Source organism: Paenibacillus sp. J22R67 (assembly GCF_059692175.1).
Map to the genome: position 1 here is coordinate 149,859 of NZ_JCAUAX010000008.1, position 26,573 is coordinate 176,431.

Sequence of the window (26,573 nt, forward strand, 5' to 3'; positions counted from 1 at the left end):
TCAAATAGAAAAGGGCTGTCTAGACCTGTTGGTCCAGCAGCCTTTTTTTTATAGTTTTAATGTCATAAATGAACTAAGCGGGTCATCGGTGTAATCCGAAAACGGCAGACAATATTCAAACCCGAAGTTTTCATAAAGTCTTCTTGCAGGTTCAAAGGCTTCCATGGAGCCTGTTTCCAGACTTATTCGCTGATAGCCACGTTGCTTGGCTTCCCCAATGATGTGTTCTAGAAGCTGCTTGGCAACCCCTTTTCTTAGATGGGCTGACGAAGTGCGCATGGATTTTATCTCACCGTGTCCGGAGTCAAGTTCTTTCATTGCGCCGCATCCAGCTAATTGACCTTGATCCCATGCACTCCAAAATGTGACTTTCGGTGATTTAAGCCCATCAATATTCAGGGCATGCATGCTCTCTGGTGGTGAAAGCTCTGACATCCCTTTCAGATGTTCAAGGATTAATGTTTGTACCTCAGGACCGGTTAAATCATCAATTTTAATGTCCAAAACAGTCATTCTGAATCTCTCCTTATGATTACTCTCTAATTCTACGTTATATTTTACATGAATTTGCCTAAGGTCAAAACCTTTTTGTGATGAGAACGATAAAATTTGTTACTTTATACAGTTCCTCATAAATGTGCATTCATGAACTCCTCTATCCATTGTGTGACTTCACTTTGTTTACTGGATAAGTCCCCCAGAATCTCTAGTTCTAAGTTTAATAACGAGCTTGCGTTATTCGTAATTAAACCTAGAAATTCCAATACACCTAGTGGTTGTGCCAAATTCATATTTTTGCAAAACAAACCAATGCTTACTCCTAATTCGACCGGCGTTATTCTTACCCCAATTTGATCAAATGATCTGTCGTACTCATGCTTCCAACTGTACGCTTCTTTATTTATTTTTAATCCTGTCATTGTTGCTGTAGCAATTTCCCTAATGTTATTATCGTAAAGTTTGAACGTTATCTCCCCGAGTAAATCCGTGTATATAAATATCTCATGATATTCAACAGCGAAGCATCTTTCCATGGAATTCCATTCTCTAAAAGCATTCGACTGAAGCACAAGCTCGCGTACTTCATGCGGAGGTGATCCCTTTGCCAGCGCTTCCTTTGCAAGATTCATAATGATTTCATTCGCTTCCCAATCTTCGTTAAATTTAGCGTTATCCAAACCTTCACCCGCCGCTTCTTGAAATTTAAAAGGACCCTAGAATAATTTCCAGGATCCTTTACTGAGTTTACCATGATTGAGCGATGGCTGAAAAGCAACGTCGCTGCAGGCGCTCCGCGTAGCCTAGTGCCAGCTGCAACGATGCTTTTCATCGTTGCGGCTGCGAAAAGCACGCGCTCGCTCGCGCTCTTGCCTCCCAGCGATGTTTTTCATCGCTGCAGGCGCTCCGCATAGCCTAATACCAGCTGCAACGATGCTTTTCATCGTTGCGGCTGCGAAAAGCACGCGCTCGCTCGTGCTATTGCCTCCCAGCGATGTTTTTCATCGCTGCAGGGCGCTCCGCGTAGCCTAATACCAGCTGCAACGATGTTTTTCATCGTTGCGGCTGCGAAAAGCACGCGCTCGCTCGTGCTATTGCCTCCCAGCGATGTTTTTCATCGCTGCAGGCGCTCCGCGTAGCCCAATGACGATGCTAAGGGAACTGGAGTCCTCTATTCCGATGAAAACAAACTACCTCCTCGCGGAGGGGATCTACAGGACCTTATTCGTCCTTCATGTCACAGTTTTCACGTAAATTTGGCAAAATAGCGGACCGTAGTTCCCCTTGCAGGCAGAAAATGTGCCTTGTCAAAGAAATAAAGGACTGTAGTTCCCCAATACTACTTATCCTTGCGGGAGAACGATCGATCGATGGCTTCTCGGGTGACGATCGCGCGGGCTTCAGGCCCTGTCTCCCTAGACAGCAATCGCCTGAACCTCACCAACAAGCGCCGCAAAAGAAGCAATCGCCCTCGTTAAATCCGCTCGATCGGCAGTCATGCAAGCGAATCCCTCCTGGATTCGCCTCTCGAAATCAGCAGGGGCCGCTGCAAAATGGCTACACTGAGCGACAGCCCCTTTCTCGTTCAGCAAATACTGCCCATTGCACGCGAACAACACTTGAACCAAGCAGCTTGCGGTTCGAAATAGATGCCCTGCTGCGTACGAAACATCATTACGTCCCAAAGCTTTCTTAGCGTTAGCTACAGAGAAATCGGCTTCCCACATGAATTTCGAGATAGTCGCTTGCCGCAGCGCATCCGGATACGGAGATGTATTCGCCTTCATTTCAGCGACGAGGCCCTCCGGATCCCAGAGCGGCCGGCAGCGCGCGACTTCTCCCATGTAGATCGATGTGCAGAAGCCATGCGGATGCCCCGGCTGATAGTGGATATCGATCCGTCCCTGCCGGCAATCCTCGATGATGCCTGACACTCTCGCGGCATCCCGATACAGCACATCCAAGGGAAAGCCGCCGCTGCTAAGCCAGCCGCCGCCATTGATCCACGGCCCCCAACCGCCTATAGTCGTGATAAGACCGCTGCGGTGCTGGTCATCCAATAACTCCGCAGCTTTCTCCAAAGCTGCAAGGTCGATCGGCTGCTCAGGCCGATAGTACACGCCGATGTCAATATCTGACTCCGGTGTTTCGGTGCCGCAGGCACGTGAACCGCCTAATACAATAGCAGCGATTCCTTCTACTTTTTGTAGCTGCTCTACAGCCGTTTGTATGACTTCATTGGCTTCCATAGACTAATCACCCACCTTGATACTAAAACTTTACGATAAGGGTCGTTTGCGGTTCAAGGGTGATCTTTTCTTTAAATAATACTTTCCCTTCTGAACAGACTACGGCCACCTCGTCTCCTCCAAGCAAGACGCTTTGAATCTCGCGCCCTTTCAACAATTCGCTGCCGAAACTGGATAGCGCGAGTTTACCCATCTTAACCTCCAGCTCCAGCTGTCCCGCCGTGCTGCGGAACTCGCCCCAACCGTCATTTAAGCTCCAGAAACTGCTGAATTCGTCTTCCTGCCATTTCGGACTAAAGCCAATATGTCCTTGGACCATATCATACTCAAAACCGCTTAGCGCAAGCAGTAATCCGAAGGAAGCCATCGAGCGTGCATAATTGCTGCCGCATTCGAATTCATTCCACGGATTACGGCGTTCACCGTCATACCGGTCGCGAATCGCCTTCACCACACGCAGCCCTTCCGTTACATATCCCTCATAAATCATATGGCATGCAGCTTGATATTCGAAGCCATTCATGCACTCTTCCGCGTAGGGGACAGGCACAATTGGAGAGTTCGCATCCGGCCAAGAGCAGATGACGAGACCGGACTCGTCATTTAACCCATAAATACGGCAAGCATTCGGATGGTCGCCTAAATTTTCAATGAAATTGTTCTCATAAATGGATTGAACCGCACGCTTAACTTTCTCAGAATCAAGTACGTACCCTATGCCAACCAGATGAGCAAACCACTGCCCGAGCACCTGATCAATGCCGCAGCCCTCACCAATTTGGTATTTATGCTCTCCGGCCTCTTCATTCCAGTACACGGTTTCCGCACCATACTTTTCGAGCACAGCACGATCTTTGAGATCAACCATTTGATGAAAATAACGCCCATTAAACAAATGCTCATTCGTCCATGTCGAACCTTTAAGCCTGATCGCATCGTACTCTGCCGCTGTATCTGGCTCCCCTAGCGCATTAGCCATCTCGGCTGCTGCCTTCAAAGCAGCCAAGTACATGCTAGTCAGCCAGGAATTCGGGCCGAACAGCTCCATATCGAGCGTATGGTGCTGCCGCCCTTCCATGACGCCGTCCTTGTCGGCATCCCACTGGTCTTCGTTGGTTGGCTCCCAGGCAAACTCAAGCGCTTTGCGAATGTTAGGCCACAGAGATCGCAGCCACTCTGTATCGCCGGACACTTTCCATTCGCGATATGACTTAATGATACCGCCCATTTGACCATCGGCAGCGGCTCTGAACTTGTTATCGCGAGTTGTCCGTTCCGGTGGCAGCATGAGGCGGAACGCCATTTTCCCATTTTCAAACTGGGCATAGGTATAATCGATCTTCCGCATTGAACGTGCTAGAGCCGGGAACAGGAAAGCCGTCGCTTGCTCGTAATTCCATACGTGTGTGCAAGAGCCTTCGCACGAACCTTCATTGGTATGTACACCCTCAAACCCGTACAAGGTCCCATCCGTTAAACGCAGCACAGTAGGAGATTTTAAAATAGAAATATTGCTGCTAATGGCATCAACAACTGTATCAGGCAGTGTTGACCCGAATAACGTATCCTTAAACATTCGCGACTCCGCATGCAATCGCTCGTAGTTAGTCATCACGTATTTAGCCGTACCAGTAGAATCCTGAAATAACGTTGAATAATAATTTTTCCATGAAGGTAGTTGATCGCCGCCTGGATTCCAGAAGTTAACATAATTCGGAAAACTCCATGTTAGGATGAAACGAAACGTTGCTTTACCGCCTGGAGGTACCGTACGGTGCCCACTCAGCAAGCCGACATCTTGGTGTTTTTCATGCACTCTTCTCGGATCCAGCTCACTGGACGCTTCATAATTCCGCTCCTGAAAGCGGCCTGGGCGGCCAAAATCTTTCCAGAATACGGTCAAATTATCGAACCAGCTTCCACGGAACCAATACGATTGATAACTGACGTCATCATGATCGGCAAGCAGCGTCAAATCCCCGAAGTCAGCTTCATCTTCTTTGTAATGCAGGGAGGACATCCGAATCGCTCTTCGTCCCTCTACCTCCGTAGCTTCGTTAATAGCTCCTTTGCGAAGAGGGTTCGTCAAGTTACCTACCACACTGAGATCTAATTCATCCGTAGAGCGGTTCGTTACTTCATATTCGAAAATGGCACACGGGATCGACGAATCCCGATCGTTCAGCGGTATAAACGGATTGAAGGCTGTTAACTTGACATGGATGGGATCATCTTGATCATCGAACGTCATCTCCGCGAACGGAAATTCACCACGAAATGACGTATTCTTAAAATGTGGGAATCCAGACATATTCTCACGTCTAGGGCCGTAGCCGTAGCCTTCAAATTTCCCTTTTCCTTCGCCGGTATAAGGAGCCTGCAGATCCCCGTTCAATACTTTGGTCAGGATCACCTCGCCTTGACGCTCCGCTTTTACAGCGAAAAAGGAGAATCCGTTAAAGCTCAGCTTATTCGGACGATTGAAAATCTCCCAATCGATCAGCCGTCCATTCCCGGCCAGACCGATGCTGCCCGTCCCAATACCACCAAGCGGAAACGAGATTTGACTCGTTTTGGCACCTTGATACACAAAATTTTTCTCCATACCAAACTGTTCATTTGACTGATTCGTACTCATAAGACGGCCTCCTCAAACTCCTCATGATTTTCAAACATAAATTCTTGTGTTCATTTACACTTTAAGTCCACCGGCCGTAATGCCATCGAGCAAATATTTTTGTCCGAAAATGTAAAAAAGCAGCGGCACGATGAGCGACAATGTTACCCCTGCCAGGATCGCTGAAAGGTTCCCGGTGCCAAATGCTCCGGTTAATGCCGTCATACCAATCGGCAGCGTCATTTTCTCAAATGAATTCAGAAAAATCAGCGGCCGGAAGAAATCATTCCAATGCCCAATGAAGCTAATAACCGAAGTGACGGCCACGGCTGGATAGGACATCGGAAGAATGACCTTAAGAAACACCCAGATACGGCTGGCTCCATCCATATAGGCAGCTTCATCATAAGCGCTAGATATCGACATCATCGTCTGCCGAATCATGAAAATGCCGAACGGATTAATAAGCCCTGGCAAAATAAGTGCTAGATGCGTGTCAACGAGACCCAGCTTCGACATCAGAATAAACTGCGGGATGATCGTTACTTGTCCCGGAATCATCAGTCCGGAAAGAAAAATGAGAAATAGCGCGTTGCGTCCCGGAAAAGCGATACGAGAAAAGGCAAAAGCCGCCATGCTGGAGATGAAGATATGCCCGAGCACGATGATCAAGCAAATTTTCATGCTGTTGGAAATAAAATCGAAAAACGGTACCTTCGCAAACACCTCCGCATAATTGCCAATGTGCCATGCTGTCGGAAAGATGGCAGGTGGCAGCGAAAACGAATCTTTTGGCAAGCGCAGCGAGGTGGAGAATATCCATAGGAATGGGGTCAGCATGAGAAAAGATAAGAGCAGCAGCACGCCATCTAATAGAATACGTCCCGGCTTAAATCCCCGCATGGCGCCCGTTTTAGTCCCAGTCCCTGCTGCGTGAAGATTGGAAGCCTCCACTTGTATCAACTCCTCTTTTAATCCCGGTCATAGTTGACCCATTTCTTACTAATGGAAAATTGAAAGACCGTAACACACAGAATGATTAAGAACAGACTGAGCGAAAGTGTAGACGCGTATCCCATCTCATGATGCTGGAACGCCACTTCATAAATATACATATTCACTGAACGAGAAGCGTCTCCTGGTCCACCAGACGTAATGAGGTACGGCTCATCAAAAATTTGGGTCGCACCAATCAGAGTAGTCACTAAGACAAAGAAAATGGTTGGCGAGAGCATTGGCAGCGTGATGGAGAAAAAGCGTTGTGTCTTATTCGCTCCATCAATTTCAGCCGCTTCATATAGTGCAGCAGGTATGCTTTGAAGTCCAATTAAGTAATAAAGGAAGGCATTGCCGATAAATTTCCAAAAGCTATATATCGCTACAGCCACGTATACCCAATGGGGAGATTGCATCCAAGCAATTGGACTGACACCAAATTTACCTAACAAGTAATTCAATATACCGAAATCTTTGCTGAAAATGAACTGCCAGGCGACCGCAACCGCAGCAGAAGTCGCGAGTACGGGGAAATAGAAAATCGTACGGTACAAATATTTCCACCCTTTGCCGATATTCCTATTCACCGCTAGAGCAATCAATAGACCGAGAATCGCGTGCATTGGGGTTAAAATCAGTACATACTTAAGCGTATTTCCATACGTTAGCCATAGGCGATCATCTGAGAATAAATGTTTGATATTGTCAAAACCGATCCATTTGGCCGGCGTAATGACGTTGTATTTCGTAAAGCTTAAATAAAGAGTAGCCACAACCGGTTCGCCAATAAAAAGTACAAAAAATAGCAAGGCTGGCGCCAGAAATAACAGGCCGACAAATGTATTAGACATCTTGCGATAGGTTCCCACGCTAGACTCCTTTCATGAACCGTGCAGCCAGGCGACCCCTGCGGATCGCCGGATGGACTGCCAGCGATTCGGCGTCATTTTTTCAGGATAGCGTCGATTTCTTGTTTCGCTTTTTTCATAGCTGTCGCCGCATCGGATTGATTAGACAGAATCTCCGATACGTGACGGTCGAATACGCCTTGTATTTCACCATATTGCATAGGCGCTTCTACCGCTTTCGCGATATCTGCGCTTTCTGCGTACACCTTCCAATTCTGAGCTGGTGTTTTCGGCAATACTTCGTTCATGACAGAAATACGTGTAGGAATGGAAGTATTGGAAAGCGTTGTTTTCTGTGAGTACACACCGCTCAGGAAAGCTGAAAGCTTATAGGCGGCTTCCGGATATTTGGTCGATTTGAGTACAGGGAACGCCCCGGAACCAAAGATCACTTTGTTCGTCTTGAAAGTCGGTAAGAACTGCACATCGATATTCGTGAACTTATTTTTGTCATACGTGCCAAATGGCCATTTCCCTGCAGAAATCATAGCCACCTGACCATTCATTAGCATCTGAATTTGATCATCCTTCGGCCCTGGAACTGGCGCAACTTTATATTTATAAATGAGATCCTGGAAAAATTGCATCAACTCGATGGCGTTCGGATCGTCCAATTTACTCGTTGTCATCTCGTCATTCAGAACACTTGCGCTATTGTTGAACAACCAGGCGGAAGCTCCGAAATAATAATTTGGAATCGCAAATCCGTATTGCTTCTTGCCGTCTTTTTCCGTGGTTAACTTCTGCGCATATTGGAGAAAATCGTCCTTCGTCCAGCTTTTATTCGGCATAGTCAAGCCAGCTTGTTTGAGCATATCCGTGTTAAAATGCATCACGACATTGTTCCAGTCCCATACAAAGCCATACGTTTTCTTGTCGATGACAAAAGGCGACTGAAGTTTTGGATGCAAATCACTGTAATTATCCAGTGCAGCCGGATCCGCTTTCATGTAGGTATCGAGCGGGAGAAGCAAATCCTGCTTCGCAAACATTTGAATGCCTTCGATTGCAACGCGAATGACGTCAGGCGATTTGCCACCGGCAATCATCGTCTGGATCTTATTGAAGTAATCTGCCCAACCGCTGCTGACTACCTCCACCCTTTTGACGGTGATATCGGGGTTTTGCTTATTAAATTCAGCTAAAATATTCGTTAATTGCTCATCAGAGGCTTCATTTTTACTCCAAACTAACGTTAATTCGGCTTTGCTTGATTTCGAAGAGGTTGTTGTAGAATCGGAACTACATGCGACTAGTGACCATCCGAGCGCAAAAATTAATAAGATGACCCAAACCTTTTTCATACAGACACCATCCTTAACAGAATGTGACGCCGCGCTCCCGTAATCACATGCCCGGTGCGGCCTGCTGCCTTTCTACGTTGTGAGCCATGGTCCGATGCCATCTCCGTGCACGTGCACGGTTAAGGCTAAAAAAATTTGCAACAAAGCAACTGTGCCGATAAAAGGCGTCCCCCGCTTCGGCTAATCTTGCATTGGAGCTCCACTCACCTGCATCGTGCACGTGAACGAACTCATCTTAACAAATAAGTTTTGTTTTGTAAACGCTTTAAATAAAAATTCGTTCCTAATGCCTATAATCACGCATCCCCTTTACGTTCACGAGCACGGGTATTGACCTATACGCTGAGTTAAGCTACGATTAGACCACTAGAGCCTTTTCACGGAGGTCCATCCTATGAACGTTACTAGCAAACAAATCGCCGAATTGTGCGGCGTTACCCGAGGGACCGTCGATCGCGCGTTGAACAACCGTCCCGGTATCCACCCGGATACGCGAGATAAGATTATGCGCGTCGCTGAGGAGCTAGGCTACCGGCCGCATTTCTTAGCGCAGAGTCTTGTAAAAGGACACACAAAAACACTTGGCATTGTGTTATTCGACATTCACAACCAAATTTTCTCCCAACTTTTCCATGCCTTCGAGGCTGAAGCTCGGAAACGAGGTTATATCGTTTATCTGGTGCTTTCCAATCGGGATAAGGAGCTCGAAATGGAATACATCAACAACTTGTTTGATCGACGTGTCGATGGGATTGCCCTGCTGCCGGCGAATGACAACAAGAAGTTCGAGTCCTTCCTCCTTCGCTCGCGCACACCGATTGTAACGTTCGGCAACCGGCTATCCGGTCCGTTCCCCTACATTTGGATTAACGATAAGCAGGCGATCTGTGATTCTGTTGCGTATCTTGCCGACCAGGGCTACCGTCATCTTATCTATTTAAGCCCTCCGTTAATGCGCAAAGGCAAAGAGAATATTTACGTGCCCGAACAGCGCTATCAAGGCTTTATCGAAGCCTGTGCGGAGATTCCAGACATGCGGTTTAACGTCATCGCACACAAGCAATATTTGACTGAATTAGAAACATTGATGGATACAATCGACAGCAAATGCGCCATCCTCTGCTCCAGCGATGTGTACGCTCTGGAGGTTCTGAAATGGCTCAAAGCACGTAAAATCCGCGTGCCTGACCAAGTCGGCCTGATGGGCTTCGATAATATTGAGTTTCTGAAGTATATTAATCCCTCCCTGACGACGGTGGATTATAATGTGAACGAAATCGGTACGAAGCTCGCTGATCTGTTAATTCGCCGCATTAACGATGATGAAGTGCCGGCCGAGACGTTGATTGACCATCATGTCCTGCAAGGGGAGTCCGTTATGTTGTATACTGACTAACTAGTTGATGAGATAACGAAAAGGCTGTCTCATAAGTCAGAAATGACCGAGAGACAGCCTCTTATTTATAAACCTGATACGGTAGTTCTATGCCTCGGCGCCAAGGCGGTCGTGTAATTGTTGTACATATAAGCTGCGTGGCGTTACATGTGTGCCAAAGCTATCCCAATAGGCTTCATTCCGTGGTCTAGGATCATAGGAATTAGGCAGCAGAGCCTTCCCTCTCTTCCCCACATGTCCAATCGCATAATTTTGCGCAGTTGGCGGTTGTTGGGAAACAAGCTCATTGCTGGTATTCCAAGTGACATAATTAGCCCCGGCCCATCCATGACCGCTGCCCAACCAAGCCCGATCTTGAATGTGGATGCGGCCATTCACATTGTCATACAAACAGCCCACCGACCATCGATGATGCGGCTCGCTGGTGTTATAATCCTGTTTGGATTCGCAATCGAGGAACACATTCGGACCCGCCACACGCGAATCAACCGTGAAAGCATGTCTAGCTGCTTCCGAATAAACACGTTGAACCAATGTCAACTCACCAACAAGATGAAACGAATAACGGCGTCCGCCAGTTATAACGCTTATAAAATTGGATACAGTGCAATCTTGAATGGTCGTCCATTTGGTATCGCGTTCAACTTGCACGAGCGCATGCTGTAGATGGAGGCCAACAATACCGCGGACCCAAGCATGCTTAACGCGGTCCATATAAACACCTGTGATTGCGTGATTTTCATCGGCCAAGTAGGTGGCGCTTCCCTCATTGCCATCAATTCTCGTTTCCGTGATACTCGGGTCGTAGGTCACATCAATTCGCAAATGTTCCACACCGATCTGTTCAATCCGGCCTGTATCTTCATATTTGACGATCGCTCCTGACCCCCACTGTTTCTCAATGGCATTAGCAATAGGAGCGTCGAGTGTTATACTATTGCCCTCAATAAACGTGATCACCCTGTCGAAGGCTAGTTCAAAAGGCGACCACTGCACGGTCCCACCTGCTACAGGCCTTTTTCTAATTGAATCCATCCCAATGGCATGAATCCAACGTTCATTTCCGTATCGCAGCACCTTCACGGTATCACCGGGACGAAAACGGGATGCATCCTCGACATGGATGCTGCGCGAGCCTGACGGTACGTAGAGATCCGTTATAGTCGTTGACGTCTCTGTTAACAGCTCAGGAGCCGTTGCCCCCTGAATGTCGATCACACTCCGCTTCTCCGTCCCTGTCGCATACAGCAGTGTGCCATCTTCGTCTGCGCCTTCTCCCCGCAATACGACTCCGCTTGCACGAATATGCAGCTGTCCACCGACTGGGTACGCGCCTTTCTTCAGAAGAACAGCCCCTCGGAAGCCTTCCGGAGAAAGCTGCAACGCCGAGATGCGATCAATCGCATCTTGGATATGCGCCGTATTGTCGCCTTCGACAGGTTCAATTGTGATGAGTGTCGGCACATCCGGCAATGGAACACCGCCTCCGCCATAACCAGCGTTTGAAAAGTCGATGACTCGATTCCCCTTATAATCAGGCACGTAGGCAAGCTTACCAGTCTCACTCAGGTAAACGATTTGGCTCTGGCCTTCTTTAGATGCCGTAGGAGCTAAAATTGTGAAATAAAAAGCATCGTAACCTACAACCTTACCGTTCACTTGAAGCTCAACACGCCATTGATAGTGCGCCGCTTGAGATACATAACCTGGGAATGTCAATGTACACTCCGTATGCGCATCAACTTCTTGTTCCGGTAATTGGGTAACGGTCTCGCCTGTTAAGTCATCTATCCATGTAGTCTTCACAGACATTCGTTCACTAGCCATGATGTGCAGGACGGGAAATTCACTGCCCGCTGTCATTAGAGCAGGTTGGCCTATTTCCATCACGAGGGAAGGATGTGTTAGCCATATTTCTGCTATCTGTTTGGTAGGATCGAGAGCGTCAACGAATAGACTGATCTCTTGCGTTACCCCCTGTAAAGTAACACGGCTTTTAACTTGAGCAATACCTGGTTTAAGCACAGTTATAGTGCCTTCTTCCTCCCATGCGACTACCTCTGGATTCATGCTGGTGTTGATGACCTCCGCTTGAGTCAGATCTGCCACCGTCCCATCGGTCATGACTCCTTTAACAGAAAGTCGCCTACTTCCTCCCTTTACAAGCGACAATGTATTCCCTTGCTCAAAGGAATCTCCCTCACCATCACTTACATAAACTTTTGCTAACAAAGGTCCTTCCGGAATTAACGGCATCGCATATACACCGAAATCAAGTAATTGAAAATCGCGTTCAGGGTCGAAAAGTTCCACTTCAAGCTTGACATATCTGGCTGTAACTCGTGGAAAGATACTGGCATTGGTGCTCCCAATCTCTTCTTTGGAAGCATCTTTGCGGTAAGCCTCTTGCCAAATAAGGTTGTCCTCTGAATAGACGATCTGATAAGCACTTATGAAGCCTGAGGCAAATTGTAAAATAATGTGGTTAAACGTGACGATACTTTCCAAATCAACCGTTATCCACACCTTATTATCTTCTTTTCTATCGACACTTAGTGGCTGCCAACAAGTGCCCGCTTCCCCATCCACAGCACATCTTCCTTCGCCATTCATGTGCTCTGAGCTGCAAATTACTGGTCGTTTTAAAGCATAGTTGATAGGCATACCGATGAAATACCTCCTTACATTTCCCTCAAAATATATTCGATCGCATGTGCCTCTGGATTGGAAAGCCGTGAGGGACCGTCCCCCATCACCATTCATTTGCAATGGACTCTTCCTAAATTTTACTATTTATCAGGTTCTCTTACATTGTCAGAACTTCCACTGCTATGTCTTTTTTTACGATGAGCATTGAAAAAGAGAGGCTATCCAAGTCGTCCAATGACGACCGCGGGACAGCCGTTTTTTTGAACTTTCGGGAGCGCCCCTTAGATTAACGGGAGTTTTTCCCGCTAATCGATGGCGAGCGAACAATGGCGCTCCGTTTCTCTATCGTGACATCAAAGCGAGCTTCACAGCTTGCAAGCCTATCGAAGTCGCCGTTACTTCGATTTCCCCAGGAACATCCGCGCTTTGAACCAATAACAGGCAATAGCCATTAAAAGCTCTGCGTCTATTCGCCTTATCTGACTCATGGCTGCTCGGGTTTCCATTGCCAACTCCGAGTAGGCTTCCAGCCCCTTCCACCGTGAAAACAACCTCGTTATCTGCGATAGGCACAACGCGTCCTTGCTCGTCGCGGATCGATACACAGATAACAGCTACGTCTGTCCCGTCTGCTTGAAGCTCTGTTCGGTCCGCTTCCATATGAATATGGGCTGCGACGCCCGTGGTTTGAACCTGCTTTACCGCGAATATGCCGCCGTCTTTGTAAGCCGTAGCCATCAGCTCGCCAGACTCGTAAGGCACTGACCATGCCAAATGACCGGCTTCGACCATGCTCTTAACACCTAAACTACGTCCATTCAGCGTAAGCTCAACATGATCTCCATTGGAATAGACCCATACATCAATAGGTTTACCAGCCTTTTCGGCCCAGTTCCAATGCGGCAATACATGAACAATCGGCTCTTCCGTCCAAACGGATTTTAAATAATAATAAACATCTTTCGGAAAACCACACGTGTCCATAACGCCAAAATGGGAATTGATGCAAGGCCATTTATATGGCGTCGGTTCCCCTCTATAGTCGAAACCTGTCCAGAGGAACACGCCGGTCAGAAACCGGTGTTTAAGCACATCTTTCCAAGCTTTCTCCACCGTACAAGACCATGAGGGCATGTAGATCCCTTCATACGCTGGGCAGTATCCTCTTTCCTTATCTATTTCATAGATGCCTCGCGTAGTTGTACTGCTCGCGCTTTCACTTCCGATCATGATTCGGGATGGGTGGGACTTATGATCCGATATATCTTGTTTTTTGCGCTGACCATAATTATATCCGACGATATCTACCTGCTCGCTGTATGTCCCGTTATTCCAACCGTGATTCATAGCCGCGAGCGTTGGCCTGGTCGGATCCAGTCTTCGAGTGACATTGTGCAGTGATCGAAGAATGCGTGCTCCCATGCGCTTGCCTTCAAGAATCTCTTCGTTTTCCATACACCAGATGATGATGGAAGGATGGTTGCGATCCCGTAATATCAAACTTTCGAGATCAGCAATCCCTTTGAGCGTGCTATCCAAGAGGCGATTCTCATCAATAACCAGTAAGCCCAGTCGATCACACATGTCAAGCAATTCCGGTGTTGGCGGATGATGAGCGCTCCGATACGCATTGCAGCCCATTTCTTTCAACAGCCCCAGCTTGTAAGCAATTAGCCGATCTGGCAAGGCGACCCCGACGCCAGCGAAATCCTGATGATTACAGGTGCCTTTGATGAGCACTGGCTTGCTGTTCAGGAAGAATCCATCTCGCGTAAACTCAATGGTGCGAATGCCAAAGACTGTTTCATAGACATCCATGAGACTGCCGTCCAGGGACACTTCCGAAATTACTCGATACAGATAAGGACGCTCAGGCGACCAAAGCTTAGGATCTGATATCCAAATAGATTGCTCTGTCTCCCGCTTAGTCAGCCAAGGTGCGCTAACTTGAACAGATTGTGAAGCGAGCATCACACCTTCCGCATTCACAATGGTCGATGTCAACTCGCATACCCGATCTTCCTCATATTGGTTGTGCACAACTGTACGTATGACAACTTCCGCTGTCTGTTCTGTTATGACAGGCGTAGTGACATATGTTCCCCAGTGGCCAACATGCAGCCGGTCGGTTTTTTGCAGCCACGTATGCCGGTAAATACCGCCGCCTTCATACCACCAACCTTCGCACCGCGTAGCGTCCACCTTTACGACGATGACATTATTGCCTTCTTCTCCGTATCGAAGGACATCTGAAACATCATAATGAAAGCTGGTGTAGCCACTATCATGCGTGCCTAGCAGATGTCCGTTTAACCAGACCGTACTTACACCCATAACACCATCAAAGTGAATGCTGATGATTTTCCCTTCGTCATGCGACGGTATGGCAAACATTTTTCTGTAAAACCCGATCCCCATCGGCAGATAACCATGGCTGGCTGGACGACTTCCCAAATCCGGATCGTTCACCACATCCCCTTCAACGATCCAATCATGAGGAATATGAACTCTGCTCCAATTCTCCGGGAATGCCGCTTCGGCTGTTTCTTTGTCAGCATAAGCGATTTCAAGCCATTCGCCTTCTTCCCGCTTTCCACAGTCCGTAATACCGCCTGTCATCCCCGCTTTAATAGCGTACTTCACTGCTATGTCACCTTTGTGGAAAAACCAGTCCCTGTCAAAACACGTTCTACTCCTAGATTGTAAATGATCCATTATTAAACCTCTCTCTATACTCTAATGTTGTATATAATTTTATTAATAATTATAAGTTCTAATTTATTAGCCAACAATCCGATGATATTTATGTTAATATAACAATATTAATATTTTAATGAGAGTGGTGCAGATGAAACCTTCTTACTGGAACGTATTAACGGATATCGACTTTCGATTGCCCCTCTATATGGTCTCAACTGGGAGTTGGACTCATCAGCCTCAGGTTTTCCGAAAAGATGGCTACAAGGAATTTCAATGGTTTCAATGCCTGAATGGCCAAGGAATACTAGAAATAGACGGGAAGTCCCTTACCATTTCCAAAGGGCAAGGCATGCTGTTGTATCCAGGAGTTCCGCACCGTTATTACCCGCTCGCAGAGCCTTGGACGGTACAGTGGATAGAATTTAATGGCACCTTCGCAGAGGAAATTCTCCAATCCATGCAATTTCGCGAGTCTTCTGTACTTTTTATGACGAAACCCGAGGTGTTCGAGTCCCGTATCCATGAAATTAATCATATGTTCAGCGTCCGGAAATACAGCTCAAGCTACGAGGGATCTCAGCTCCTCTACGGCTTGCTGCTCGATCTGTTCAGGTATACGTCCACTTCGGATACCCGCTCCAATCAAGAGCAATATGAGCATTTAAAGCCAGTAATTGACCATATCGAGAACTCCTATGACCAGCCGCTTACACTGATTGATTTAGCCAATCTCCTATCGGTTACGCCGCACTACATGTGTGTCCTCTTTCAGCAAACACTCGGCACAAGACCATTTGAGTACATCAACCGCTTTCGAATTCATAAAGCGAAAGAATTTCTTCAGCAATTCCCCGCGTGGGAAATCCAGATGATTACCAAAAAAGTTGGCTTCGAAAGCCCCAGCTATTTTATTAAAGTATTCAAGAAAATCGAGGGCATTACACCGAAAGAATTTCGAAAACAGCATGAACTTCGCTAATGCCCCTATGAAACACAAAAACGGCTGCTCTGGTTATACAGAGTCAGCCGTTTTCTATGTAAATCTCAAAGCCAGTTCAAATTCCTTACTCTTTCACAGAACCAAGCGTAATCCCATGAATGAAAAAGCGCTGCAAGAATGGATAGATGACAAGCACCGGGATCATCGCAATAAAGATTTTGGCCGAATTCAACGTCTGATTCGAAAGCTCGCTCATCTTCTGAATTTGCTCGGCTGTCATGGTATTGGCATCCACAATGACGACCAGCTGCTGAATGTAGGTCTGCAGCGGATAATGATCCGCATTCGACATCAACACCAGACCGTTAAAGAACTCATTCCAGTGATAAACGATACTGAACAAGGTCACGGTCGCCAGTACAGGCACGGCCAGTGGAATGAATATTTTCACAAGCATATACCAAGGACCTGCACCATCGACGAGTGCTGCCTCCTCTAGTTCCTTAGGCAAATTCCGGAAATAGTTAATGACAAGAATAACACTGAAGATCGGAACACTATTCCCAAGGACTAGCGCCCAAATATTATTAATCAACCCTAAAGATTTAACCGTTTGATACCAAGGAATCAAACCGCCGTTAAATAACATGGTGAACACCAAGATCCACATCAGCACATTGCGAAACGGCAAATCCTTTGCATTTTTGGATAAAGGATAACCAAGCAGCACGATAACTACAAAGTTAAGGCTCGATCCCAGAACTACACGTTGTATCGAAATCCAAAAGGAATTGAAGAATTTACTGTCGCCCATGATTTCATGATAGGAATTCAAGTTAAATCCAACCGGCCAAAAGCTGACCTGCCCCGATGACGCTGCTGCATTGTCGCTTAACGAAACAGCCAAAGTGTACCATAGCGGAAGCACACACAAGAGAGCGATGCCAACCAGCAGCACGATTAGGAAAAGATCAAACACTTTGGAGCCTATTGTTGTTTCTCTGACCATAATCCTGCTCCTTTATATTAAAAAATACGATAATTTGCAAACTTAGCGGCTAGTACATAGGAAGTGGTAATTAACGCAAAACTAATGACGGATTTTAAAAGCCCCATTGCTGTTGCCACTCCATACTGCAGATTCAATAGACCTGTCCGATAGACCCAAGTGTCAATAATGTCCCCGCTTGAATACACAAGAGGATTGTAAAGGTTGAAAATTTGGTCAAAGCCAGCATTTAAGACATTCCCTAGACTAAGCACTGAAAGTAAAATGACCGTTGTCATGATGCCGGGAAGTGTGACATGAAGCAATCGCTGCCAGCGCGTAGCGCCATCAATCGCTGCTGCTTCGTACAAGGAAGGGTTAATTCCCGTTAGAGCCGCCAAAAATATAATGGTGTTAAAGCCAAATTCCTTCCAAACATCACTTCCGACGATGATAAAGGGGAACAATTCCGCTTTCCCGAAAAACAGGGTTGGACTGATCCCGAAGAAACCCAACAATCCGTTTACAGGTCCTTTATAGGACAAGATATCAAGCAAAATACCTGAAAGAATAACCCATGATAAAAAGTGCGGTAAATAAACAATGGTCTGAATCCATTTCTTCAACACAGCAATGCGCAATTCATTCAACAGTAACGCGAAGATCAGCGGAACAATCATATTCGCGATAATTTTCATAACAGCGATAAACAAGGTATTGAAAAACACCGTTTTACTGTCGTTCAGTGAAAACATGTACTTGAAATTTTCCAAGCCGATCCATTCGGAATGAAACATGCCTAAACCTGGATTAAAATCCTGAAAAGCAATGACAATGCCGAACATAGGCACGATACTAAACAGCGTCAACCATATAAAGCCAGGAAGAAGCATGAGATAGTAATGTTTGGCAAAACCCTTCGTAACCATCCTATCAATCACTTCCATTCATTGTTGTTAAGTGAAAGGCGCCAGAGTAGTCTGACGCCTTATTTTCCTATCGACTATTTCAAGTTTGCATCGATTTCCGTAATAATTTGGTCTCCACCCTGCTTTTTCCAGTCTTCGACGAACTTATCGAAGGATTCTAGCGGAGCAGCACCCATAATAATTTTGAGGAAAGTTTCTTTCTCTAATTTATCCAGCGCAGCCCATCTGCTTTCCATCGTTTTCGTCTGGGAATACGTTACGCTGTAGGTTTTCTTATACGGCTGCTGGAGCGCAGATATCCCTACAAGTGTGGAATACATCCGTTTCCATGTTCCTAAATCCGCGTTTGGATCCCAGTACTGGATATCGTATTTATCATAAGGCTCAAGTTTTACTTTTTTCACTTTTTCCGCGTCTGATTTCAGCAATTTGTAGCCCGGGATATCCAAATCTTCCGGTTTCTTCGTGCCAGCAAGCACTTCTTTCATCATTTTGTACGTAACGTCCATCTCATCCATTGGAGCAAATACAATACGTAATGGATAATTACCAATGTTCACTTTAACATCAAATTTGGACTCGTCACGCAGCAACAAGTTTTCCATTTGAATAGCAGCTTCTGGATGCTCATAACCTTTACGAACAACAAGATATTGATTGGACGGGTTCCCCATGTGTGGCGTAAATTCGCCATTCACGTCCAGAGGCGCCGTGTAGGCTTGCCAGTTCGCCTTCGGATTGTTTTTGATGGCATCCGCTAATGGACCGTATCCGCCAGCCCACCATAGGCCGAAGTAAATGCCGGAAGTTCCATTTTTGATCAACTCTTGCGCGTCCTTACGGATCGTCATTTCCTTGTCAATCAAACCTTTGGCATACAGATCACGCAGCTTCGAGAGCGCTTGCTTCGTTTCTGGTTGAAGGGAGCCGTACGTTGTTTTGCCGTCAGCACCTTTTAACCAAAATCCTGGGTAGGAATGGAATGAAGCGAAAATCGGATCGAAGCCATAGTTATTATTGTTAGGATTGATAAAATCTGCATTCAACAAGCCGCCCAATTGCGGGCCTGAAATCCCGATTGTATCCGCTTTGCCATTCCCGTCTGGATCTTGCTCGACAAAGGCTTTGGCTACCTTCTCCAGGTCATCCATTGTTTTCGGCGGCTGCAAGCCTAACTTGTCCAGCCAATCCTTGCGAATCCACATCATATGAACCATGTCTGATTCGGTCGTTACGTTCGGAAGGGCATACATTTTTCCATCAACAGTGACAGATTTAAGCGCAAGACCTTGCGTACTATCAATGATGCTTTTGAGCGCTGGTGAGGCATATTTGTTATAGACCTCTGTCAGATCCGCGAGCTGACCGCTTTTCACCATTTGTCTGAACTGTGTGTCCTTCACAACAACAGCATCCGGCAAATCATTGCTGGCAATGGATAAGTTCACTTTTTGATCGTAATCCTTGCCGCTCGCCGCTTGCCAAACAATCTTCGTATCAATGTTCAAGTTTTCTTTGATGTAGCGCGTATATTGGTTGCTCTCCGGTGAATCTCCGGCAGGCAAGCTCTTATCCGCTGCGTCGACATCTTTACCAATTTTAATCGTAATCGGCTTCTCTGATTTAGTGAAAGGACCTGCCGCTGATTGTGCTGCTGTTTGTGCAGCCCCTGTTGAAGCTTTAGGTGATTCCTTGGCCGTGTTGGCCTCCGAACAGGCAGATAAGACAACTAGCATTCCTGCGAGTAGAAGCAGCATGCTTTTTTTAGGCTTGCTCATATAAATCCCCTTCTTTCGTTCATAGAATTTGTCTACACGTTAAAAATAACACGAACCATCCACATGCAAGGATGGAAAACGGTTACACCTTTAGATGGGAAATTGACCGATGTTTTCTGGCATTCGCATCCATTCTTCGACATTTCCGGCATTTGACCCCCTAACTTTCGGACATTTCTCTACCTGCTGCATGCTTCTGCCGATACTCGCTTGGCAATAATCCCGTTTGCTCCCGGAAGGTACGGCTAAAATACTTTTCATCCATATAGCCTACATGCTCAGCAATCCACAGGATTGTTTTATTCGTATAAAGCAAATACTCCTTCGCCTTTTCAATCCGATTATTGCGCAAAAATTCGCTAAAATTCGTGCCGATAATTTCCTTAAAACACTGGCTGAAGTAGCTTCTGCTCATATTCACCCGCTTCGCAATGATTGCCGCGGTAATCTGCTCTTGGATCTCTTCATTCACGATGTGAACAGCTTTCATCACGCATTCGACGACCTCTTGCGAGAAGGCTGGCTTGTCCATCGCCTTGCGGATCATGTCACGCGTATCCGTTAACCACGCTTCAACCTCCTGCCAACTCTCAAAAGCATCCGGCAGCGCAATTTTGGCCATATGAACAGGGTGGAATAATAGATTCCATTTATCGGTTAACGTATACAATAGTCCGATTAACTTCGTTGGCGGCAAACGCAAATGCTTCAACTGTTTAACCTGAGCAGCAAATATCTGATCTTGATTCATCCATTCGTGCCCCGACCATTGTTCCTTCACTTGATCTAAATTAGGCACAGTCTTATCCACTTGGAGAACCGCTTCTTCCTGGAAGACAGCCCCCTCATAGAAGGCATCCGGTGCTTGTGGTGCATGCTTCTGTTCCTCCAGAATGCGTTTATGAATTCTCCCTAGCACTTCTTCAAAGCGCTCCTTTTCAAGCTGCACCTTGGCAATATAATCAATAGCTCCAAGCCTCAGCGCCTCTTGGATATACTCAAAATCCTGGTGGAAGGTGAGCACAACGGTATACATATTCGGGTATTGCTTACGTACAACTTTCAATAACTCAATTCCTGACATGACGGGCATCGCTAAATCCGTTAGCAATAAATCCACGGCATTGTCAGCTATGAATTCCAAAGCCTTCTCGCCATTGCTCGCTTCTCCAACAATCTCCATATCAAAATCGCCCCAAGGCATCGCGGAAATAATCCCTTTCCGCACCAATTTATCGTCATCGACAATCATCACTCTAATCATGACGGCGGTTCCCCTCCACAATAGGTATCGTTACAAATATGGTTGTCCCTTTGCCGAACACACTCTGAATACGCAGCTCCGCTTTGTCGCCATATTGCGATTCGAGCATCCGCTTCACGTAATTCAACCCAATCCCCATACCGACTTTTTTATTTTCAATTTCCGGATTATGCAGGAGGTTATGAATCGTTTCTTCCGACATGCCTGAACCGTTATCCTGAATCGAGATCAGAATGGCATTCGTCAAACTCACATCGACTCGAATATATCCATCATCGCTTAACCCATGATAAAGAGAGTTTTCCACCAGCGGTTGGAGGATAAACCGAGGAACCGGCATACTCCATACTTCTTCATCGACATGCATCTGGACATCAAACTTGAAATCATAACGAATTTGCTGCAGCGTCAAATATTGCTTCAAGGCCTCGATTTCCTCATTAATCGTTGAAGCCTCACCCAACTTGCCTAGATTATAATGCAGCAGCTTATTCAGTGAAGACACAAGACGATCGATCTCAGTTTGGCCATTCATAAGGGCTAACCAATGCACTGTATCCAACGTATTCATCAAAAAATGGGGATTTATTTGATACAGCAGCTTCTCAACTTCGAGATCCACCCGCCGCTTCTCTTTACGTTCAACCTCGGCGAATAACTCCCAAATCTGCTCCTTCATTTGCCTAAATTGATTTAATAGGAAGTCGAACTCCGGTATTTTGGTTTTTACATTAACCGTTTGCACACGATTTTGCGCCATCAGCTTGATTTCTCGGTTAAATCCATTCAATGGCACATAGACCATTTTCCATAGCAGCCAGGCCATCAGCAGACTGATCCCTAGAAAAATAAGCGCAAATAATAATATTTGCAGGAACCACTGATTCATTTCCCTATTGTAATCCGCCTTCGGAATGACAGATACGATACTCCAACCTTGATTGCTGGCCTGTCGAAACCAATAAAATTCACTCTGTTTGCCGTGCGTTTTGTCACTAGAGAAATTCGGGAATATGGTATCTTTCACGAACGAATTCGGCAGCTCCGAATAGGCAATGCGACCATTATTGTCCAGAAAGATATGATAATTACCGCCGCCAAATTGATCATTATTAAGGATGTTCTGTGTTAGATGAAACCCTGATTCAATGTAGACATACACATCATCGCGCAGCGGCAAATCCACCTTACGCAGTGCAGAGAAAACAAAGTTATTATCAAACCGACTGTTGCTAATATGAGGGCCATAATATGAAATTCCTGAGTATTCCGCCAGCAAGGGCAGCTTTTCAGGGGTGAATTGATCTTTAACCCCTACATTTTCGAGATCATAAGTATGATCATTTTGGAAATAGTACAAGGTTAGACCAATATTCGGATTCGTAAAAGTGACTAAGCTTAATTCGTCTCTTAAATTGCTGATCATTTGAGATCGTTCATAGGTTTGACTAGGGGAAAGCGATAACATCTGATCCAGCTTTTTCCCTACACTCCCTGCAAAAGCAAGCTGCTGAGAAACATGATTTAAATTGCTGATCGTACTCTCTAGGGAGAGCTCAACTTGTTTTAAATTACTTTGAATCCCGTTCTGAATCTTATTCGTCAGGATCGAGTAAATCGTGTAATAAGAGATAAGAACGATACAAATAAACGGTATCAGCGTACTGCAAAGAAAGATGATAAAGATTCGCTTTTTTAAAGTTAAATAATCATACATCCATGTCCTCATAAAGTCTCTTAGCTTAGCAAACAAATGACTTCACCCCTGATTCTGTTTCCATTTCTTATGCATGGGCTCTTCTTCGATATTCGGATGGCGTACAGCCAAAATGCGCTTTGAACACACCGATAAAATAACTTAGCGTATTAAATCCGACGTCCAGCGAAATTTCCGTAATTTTCTTATCCGTATCCTTCAGCAGGTAAGCCGCTCGCTGTGATCGCACCTGATTTAAGTACTCCAGCGGGCTTTTGCCAGTGAAATTTTTGAAATACCGGCAGAAATACGACTCGCTGAAGGACACGAGCGCCGCTAACTCCTCCAAGCGAATGGTCCCGCTATAATTCATTTGAATATATTCAATAATTAGCTTTAACCGATCAATATGCGTTGGACTCACAGTGGGTGGAAGCTCGCGATAAGCAGGACCTCCCAACATCATCAGCTTCGAAATCATCACTTGTAGATAACCTTTTGTCGTCAATTCATATAAGGGTGCTTCCTTGAGGTTCAGCTCGAACACTTGCACCAACAGGTGAAGCAGCTCCTCTTCTTCCGTAGAATGACGCGTGATATGTGCAGGAATGACATATTTCTGTTGGATGAGCGGTGTAATATATTTCTCGCCCACAAGGTCAAACCGCCCGTTCCCTACAATATCCGGGTGAAACACCACAGCAGTGAAACAGCATTCTTCGTCTGAGGCGATGTAACCCGAGTGAAGCTGACCACCATTTACGAAAATGGCTTCTCCCGCCTCCAGTTCATACTCATCCATCGATACGCGGAATCTGGCCTTTCCCTTCGTCAACATAAGAAACTCCAATTCATCATGCCAATGGAGGTCAAGCAGCTCTTCCCCTGGCTGACAACAGATTTCATACACACGAATTGGATATAGCGGGTCACCGTGAACGCGGTCTTCTTTGAGATGGGCCTGCTGCATAGCGTTCGTTCCTCCTTCACAAAATTAATCCCTATGTCAAAATACTGATATATTCTCGCAATATAGAGAAAGGAAAGCGATTTATAAATCAATATACTTATATTAAATTACAATGGAGGGCTGATGGCAATGAAATTTTCTAATGGCTATTGGATGGCAAAAGAAGGATACACAGTTTTGAACCCTGTTGATGTCCGCGATATAGAGCAAACAGATAGCAATCTTACGGTTTATGCCGCTGCGAGGAAGATTCAGCGAAAAGGTGATACTTTAAATGGCGGGATGCTGACATGTGAATTTAGCTCGCCTCTGCCAGATGTCATCCGGGTACGCTGGACGCATCATGCAGGCAAGCAAACCAAGGGACCTGCTTTTGAATTGTTTGATAATCCACAGACGCTTATTTCTATAGAAGAGAGCAGTCACCATATGACGCTTAAATCAGGCAACTTGAGTGTCAAAATAAATAATCAAGAAACTTGGGGAACCGAATTCTTTTATGAGGACAAACGTTTGACTGGCTCCAACAGCAAAGGTGCGGGACATATTACAACCGATAACAAAGACGTATACTTCCGCGAACAGCTGGATCTTGGAGTTGGCGAACATATTTACGGGCTTGGGGAACGCTTCACCCCCTTCGTGAAAAATGGGCAAGCCGTTGACATCTGGAACGAAGATGGCGGCACAAGCAGTGAGCAAGCCTACAAAAATGTTCCCTTTTATTTATCGAGCAAAGGCTACGGCGTGTTCGTCAATCATCCTGAGCATGTATCGTTTGAAGTTGGCTCTGAGGTCGTGTCTAAAGTCCAATTCAGTGTGCCTGGCGAAAACGTGGAGTATTTCATTGTCGGCGGCCAAACGCTGAAGGATGTGCTGAATAATTACACCAAGTTGACTGGAAAGCCCGCTCTGCCGCCCGCTTGGTCGTTCGGCTTGTGGCTAACCACTTCTTTCACAACCAACTATGACGAAGCCACTGTGAACAGTTTCATTGATGGTATGTTTGAACGCGACCTTCCGCTGCATGTTTTCCATTTTGACTGCTTCTGGATGAAGGAATATCAATGGACCAACTTTGAGTGGGATGCCGATATGTTCCCAGATCCGGTAGGCATGCTCAAACGGTTAAAAGATAAAGGTCTGAAAATTTGTGTATGGATCAACTCTTATATCGGCCAGAAGTCTCCGCTATTCAAAGAAGGCATGGAGCAAGGCTATTTGGTCAAAACCTTGGAAGATGACGTGTGGCAGTGGGATCTCTGGCAGGCTGGCATGGGACTGGTCGATTTCACTAACCCAGCGGCAACAGAGTGGTATAAAGAGCATTTGAGAAGACTGATCGATATGGGTGTGGACTGCTTCAAAACCGACTTTGGCGAGCGCATCCCTACCGATGTCAAATACCATGATGGTTCTGATCCGCTGAAAATGCATAACTATTATACTTTCCTGTACAACAAGGCCGTATTTGAGGTGCTGGAAGAAAAGCTTGGCAAAAATGAAGCGATGCTGTTTGCCCGCTCAGCCACTGCCGGTGGCCAGCAATTCCCTGTGCATTGGGGCGGCGATTGCTCAGCCAATTACGACTCTATGGCGGAGTCGCTGCGCGGAGGCCTTTCGCTCGGATTATCCGGCTTTGGCTTCTGGAGCCACGACATCAGCGGCTTCGAGAGAACAGCGCCGCCTGATATTTATAAGCGCTGGGTTGCCTTTGGCCTACTGTCTTCACACAGCCGTCTGCACGGCAACGAGTCTTACCGCGTTCCGTGGCTGTTTGACGAAGAAGCCGTCGATGTGCTCCGGCATTTCACGAAGCTCAAAAGCACGTTGATGCCTTATCTGTTTGAAAGTGCCATCCAATCTACGGAGATAGGAATTCCGATGATGCGCGCGATGGTGCTCGATTTCCCGGCGGACCCTTCTACCCATCATTTGGATACGCAGTACATGTTAGGCGATAATCTGCTTGTGGCTCCGATCTTCAATGATCGCGGACAAGTGATGTATTATGTGCCAGAAGGACGCTGGACCGACTTCTTTGGCGGACAAGTCATTGAAGGTGGCAAATGGCACGAAGAAACCCATGGTTACATGACACTTCCATTGTTGGTTAAGCCGAATTCGTTGCTCGCTATCGGAGCGAACGATCAGAAGCCCGATTACGACTACGCGGATGGCGTATCCCTGCATTTGTTTGAACTGCAGGATGGCGTCAGCGCTGCAGCATCGCTCTACAGCTTGCAAGGCGAGCTGGAAGTGTCTGTGAAGGCTGTTCGCGAAAAGGAAGAAGTAAGCTTCTTCATTGAAGGTGCAACGAAGCCGTATACCATCGTGCTCAGAGGCATCCATGAAGTCGCTGGCGTAGATGGGGCGGATTGGATCGATTCCGCTAACGGTATCGTGCTTACGCCTGAAACGGGCAAATCGCGCTTAGCCGTAAGGTTGTAAAATGAAGGCAGTTCCCTGGGGAACTGCCTTTTTCTTTTGTTGCCGCTCGTGTGAGGGATAACACGCATGTACAGATCCCCACTTCTTATTCACATGCAGTCCGCTGGGTGGATGTGATAGGGAACTACAGGGCACTATTTTAGCGAATAGGCTGATTTCTGGCTGTGAGCGGAACTACAGGGTCCTATTTCCCCGCAATAGGCTGTATTTTAACAGCTTGCGCCGAAATAGCGGACCGTA

At 46.4% G+C, this 26,573-nt stretch carries 19 protein-coding genes; 3 read left to right on the plus strand and 16 right to left on the minus strand.

Annotated elements, in window-relative coordinates:
* Positions 1-48: 48 nt before the first annotated feature.
* The 8 genes from AC58VC_RS26560 to AC58VC_RS26595 form a co-directional block, all read right to left on the minus strand.
* Positions 49-504 carry a GNAT family N-acetyltransferase gene (locus AC58VC_RS26560; protein WP_497373304.1) on the minus strand — a complete coding sequence of 152 codons (456 nt, stop codon included), beginning with the start codon at positions 502-504 and terminating at the stop codon, positions 49-51.
* Positions 505-629: 125 nt separating this feature from the next.
* A complete protein-coding gene (locus tag AC58VC_RS26565; RefSeq protein WP_497373009.1) occupies positions 630-1,178 on the minus strand; it encodes a hypothetical protein in 549 nt (182 codons plus the stop codon).
* A 123-nt stretch (positions 1,179-1,301) separates the two neighbouring features.
* On the minus strand, positions 1,302-1,442 hold the full coding sequence (locus AC58VC_RS26570; RefSeq protein WP_497373011.1) for a hypothetical protein: 141 nt from the start codon (positions 1,440-1,442) through the stop codon (positions 1,302-1,304).
* Between the two features lie 471 nt (positions 1,443-1,913).
* A complete protein-coding gene (locus AC58VC_RS26575) occupies positions 1,914-2,747 on the minus strand; it encodes a nucleotidyltransferase domain-containing protein (protein ID WP_497373013.1) in 834 nt (277 codons plus the stop codon).
* 22 nt (positions 2,748-2,769) lie between these two features.
* Positions 2,770-5,385, minus strand: a complete 2,616-nt coding sequence (locus AC58VC_RS26580) for a GH116 family glycosyl-hydrolase (RefSeq protein WP_497373015.1) — start codon at positions 5,383-5,385, stop codon at positions 2,770-2,772.
* A gap of 54 nt (positions 5,386-5,439) precedes the next feature.
* On the minus strand, positions 5,440-6,318 hold the full coding sequence (locus AC58VC_RS26585) for a carbohydrate ABC transporter permease (protein ID WP_497373017.1): 879 nt from the start codon (positions 6,316-6,318) through the stop codon (positions 5,440-5,442).
* A gap of 17 nt (positions 6,319-6,335) precedes the next feature.
* Positions 6,336-7,211: a carbohydrate ABC transporter permease gene (locus AC58VC_RS26590; RefSeq protein WP_497373019.1), complete on the minus strand. Its 876-nt coding sequence runs from the start codon at positions 7,209-7,211 to the stop codon at positions 6,336-6,338.
* A gap of 92 nt (positions 7,212-7,303) precedes the next feature.
* Positions 7,304-8,572, minus strand: a complete 1,269-nt coding sequence (locus AC58VC_RS26595) for an ABC transporter substrate-binding protein (protein ID WP_497373021.1) — start codon at positions 8,570-8,572, stop codon at positions 7,304-7,306.
* A gap of 394 nt (positions 8,573-8,966) precedes the next feature.
* Here AC58VC_RS26595 and AC58VC_RS26600 point away from each other — a divergent pair, with 394 nt between their 5' ends.
* Positions 8,967-9,968 (plus strand): LacI family DNA-binding transcriptional regulator, encoded by a 1,002-nt coding sequence (locus AC58VC_RS26600; RefSeq protein ID WP_497373023.1) that lies wholly within the window; start codon positions 8,967-8,969, stop codon positions 9,966-9,968.
* 87 nt (positions 9,969-10,055) lie between these two features.
* Here the strand turns inward: AC58VC_RS26600 and AC58VC_RS26605 are convergent, their stop codons facing one another.
* Both AC58VC_RS26605 and galA read right to left on the minus strand, forming a co-directional pair.
* Positions 10,056-12,632, minus strand: coding sequence for a discoidin domain-containing protein (locus AC58VC_RS26605; protein ID WP_497373025.1), 2,577 nt, complete (start codon positions 12,630-12,632; stop codon positions 10,056-10,058).
* Positions 12,633-12,959: 327 nt separating this feature from the next.
* Positions 12,960-15,332 (minus strand): beta-galactosidase GalA, encoded by a 2,373-nt coding sequence (galA, locus tag AC58VC_RS26610; RefSeq protein WP_497373027.1) that lies wholly within the window; start codon positions 15,330-15,332, stop codon positions 12,960-12,962.
* 133 nt (positions 15,333-15,465) lie between these two features.
* Here galA and AC58VC_RS26615 point away from each other — a divergent pair, with 133 nt between their 5' ends.
* On the plus strand, positions 15,466-16,296 hold the full coding sequence (locus tag AC58VC_RS26615) for an AraC family transcriptional regulator (RefSeq protein WP_497373029.1): 831 nt from the start codon (positions 15,466-15,468) through the stop codon (positions 16,294-16,296).
* 85 nt (positions 16,297-16,381) lie between these two features.
* Here AC58VC_RS26615 and AC58VC_RS26620 read toward each other — a convergent pair whose 3' ends face one another.
* The 6 genes from AC58VC_RS26620 to AC58VC_RS26645 all read right to left on the minus strand — a co-directional run bounded on the left by AC58VC_RS26620 (position 16,382) and on the right by AC58VC_RS26645 (position 23,882).
* Entirely contained in the window at positions 16,382-17,266 is an 885-nt protein-coding gene (locus AC58VC_RS26620; RefSeq protein WP_497373031.1) for a carbohydrate ABC transporter permease, read from the minus strand.
* A gap of 17 nt (positions 17,267-17,283) precedes the next feature.
* A complete protein-coding gene (locus tag AC58VC_RS26625) occupies positions 17,284-18,174 on the minus strand; it encodes an ABC transporter permease (RefSeq protein WP_497373033.1) in 891 nt (296 codons plus the stop codon).
* A gap of 74 nt (positions 18,175-18,248) precedes the next feature.
* Positions 18,249-19,952 (minus strand): extracellular solute-binding protein, encoded by a 1,704-nt coding sequence (locus AC58VC_RS26630; RefSeq protein ID WP_497373035.1) that lies wholly within the window; start codon positions 19,950-19,952, stop codon positions 18,249-18,251.
* A gap of 160 nt (positions 19,953-20,112) precedes the next feature.
* Entirely contained in the window at positions 20,113-21,216 is a 1,104-nt protein-coding gene (locus tag AC58VC_RS26635) for a response regulator transcription factor (RefSeq protein WP_497373037.1), read from the minus strand.
* Positions 21,209-22,933: a sensor histidine kinase gene (locus AC58VC_RS26640; RefSeq protein ID WP_497373039.1), complete on the minus strand. Its 1,725-nt coding sequence runs from the start codon at positions 22,931-22,933 to the stop codon at positions 21,209-21,211. Before AC58VC_RS26640 ends, AC58VC_RS26635 begins: the two co-directional genes overlap by 8 nt.
* Positions 22,934-23,000: 67 nt before the next feature.
* Positions 23,001-23,882, minus strand: coding sequence for an AraC family transcriptional regulator (locus AC58VC_RS26645; RefSeq protein ID WP_497373041.1), 882 nt, complete (start codon positions 23,880-23,882; stop codon positions 23,001-23,003).
* 129 nt (positions 23,883-24,011) lie between these two features.
* Between AC58VC_RS26645 and yicI the strand changes: the two genes are divergently transcribed.
* Entirely contained in the window at positions 24,012-26,333 is a 2,322-nt protein-coding gene (gene yicI, locus AC58VC_RS26650; RefSeq protein ID WP_497373043.1) for an alpha-xylosidase, read from the plus strand.
* The last annotated feature ends 240 nt before the right edge of the window (positions 26,334-26,573 follow it).

Coding starts and splice junctions, on each gene's coding strand:
- AC58VC_RS26580 (WP_497373015.1), bottom strand. CDS start 5,385: ATGAGTACGAATCAGTCAAATGAACAGTTTGGTATGGAGAAAAATTTT.
- AC58VC_RS26575 (WP_497373013.1), bottom strand. CDS start 2,747: ATGGAAGCCAATGAAGTCATACAAACGGCTGTAGAGCAGCTACAAAAA.
- AC58VC_RS26605 (WP_497373025.1), bottom strand. CDS start 12,632: ATGCCTATCAACTATGCTTTAAAACGACCAGTAATTTGCAGCTCAGAG.
- AC58VC_RS26595 (WP_497373021.1), bottom strand. CDS start 8,572: ATGAAAAAGGTTTGGGTCATCTTATTAATTTTTGCGCTCGGATGGTCA.
- yicI (WP_497373043.1), top strand. CDS start 24,012: ATGAAATTTTCTAATGGCTATTGGATGGCAAAAGAAGGATACACAGTT.
- AC58VC_RS26630 (WP_497373035.1), bottom strand. CDS start 19,952: ATGAGCAAGCCTAAAAAAAGCATGCTGCTTCTACTCGCAGGAATGCTA.
- AC58VC_RS26635 (WP_497373037.1), bottom strand. CDS start 21,216: ATGATTAGAGTGATGATTGTCGATGACGATAAATTGGTGCGGAAAGGG.
- galA (WP_497373027.1), bottom strand. CDS start 15,332: ATGGATCATTTACAATCTAGGAGTAGAACGTGTTTTGACAGGGACTGG.
- AC58VC_RS26645 (WP_497373041.1), bottom strand. CDS start 23,882: ATGCAGCAGGCCCATCTCAAAGAAGACCGCGTTCACGGTGACCCGCTA.
- AC58VC_RS26615 (WP_497373029.1), top strand. CDS start 15,466: ATGAAACCTTCTTACTGGAACGTATTAACGGATATCGACTTTCGATTG.
- AC58VC_RS26570 (WP_497373011.1), bottom strand. CDS start 1,442: ATGAAAAGCATCGTTGCAGCTGGTATTAGGCTATGCGGAGCGCCTGCA.
- AC58VC_RS26625 (WP_497373033.1), bottom strand. CDS start 18,174: ATGGTTACGAAGGGTTTTGCCAAACATTACTATCTCATGCTTCTTCCT.
- AC58VC_RS26590 (WP_497373019.1), bottom strand. CDS start 7,211: ATGTCTAATACATTTGTCGGCCTGTTATTTCTGGCGCCAGCCTTGCTA.
- AC58VC_RS26600 (WP_497373023.1), top strand. CDS start 8,967: ATGAACGTTACTAGCAAACAAATCGCCGAATTGTGCGGCGTTACCCGA.
- AC58VC_RS26640 (WP_497373039.1), bottom strand. CDS start 22,933: ATGTATGATTATTTAACTTTAAAAAAGCGAATCTTTATCATCTTTCTT.
- AC58VC_RS26620 (WP_497373031.1), bottom strand. CDS start 17,266: ATGGTCAGAGAAACAACAATAGGCTCCAAAGTGTTTGATCTTTTCCTA.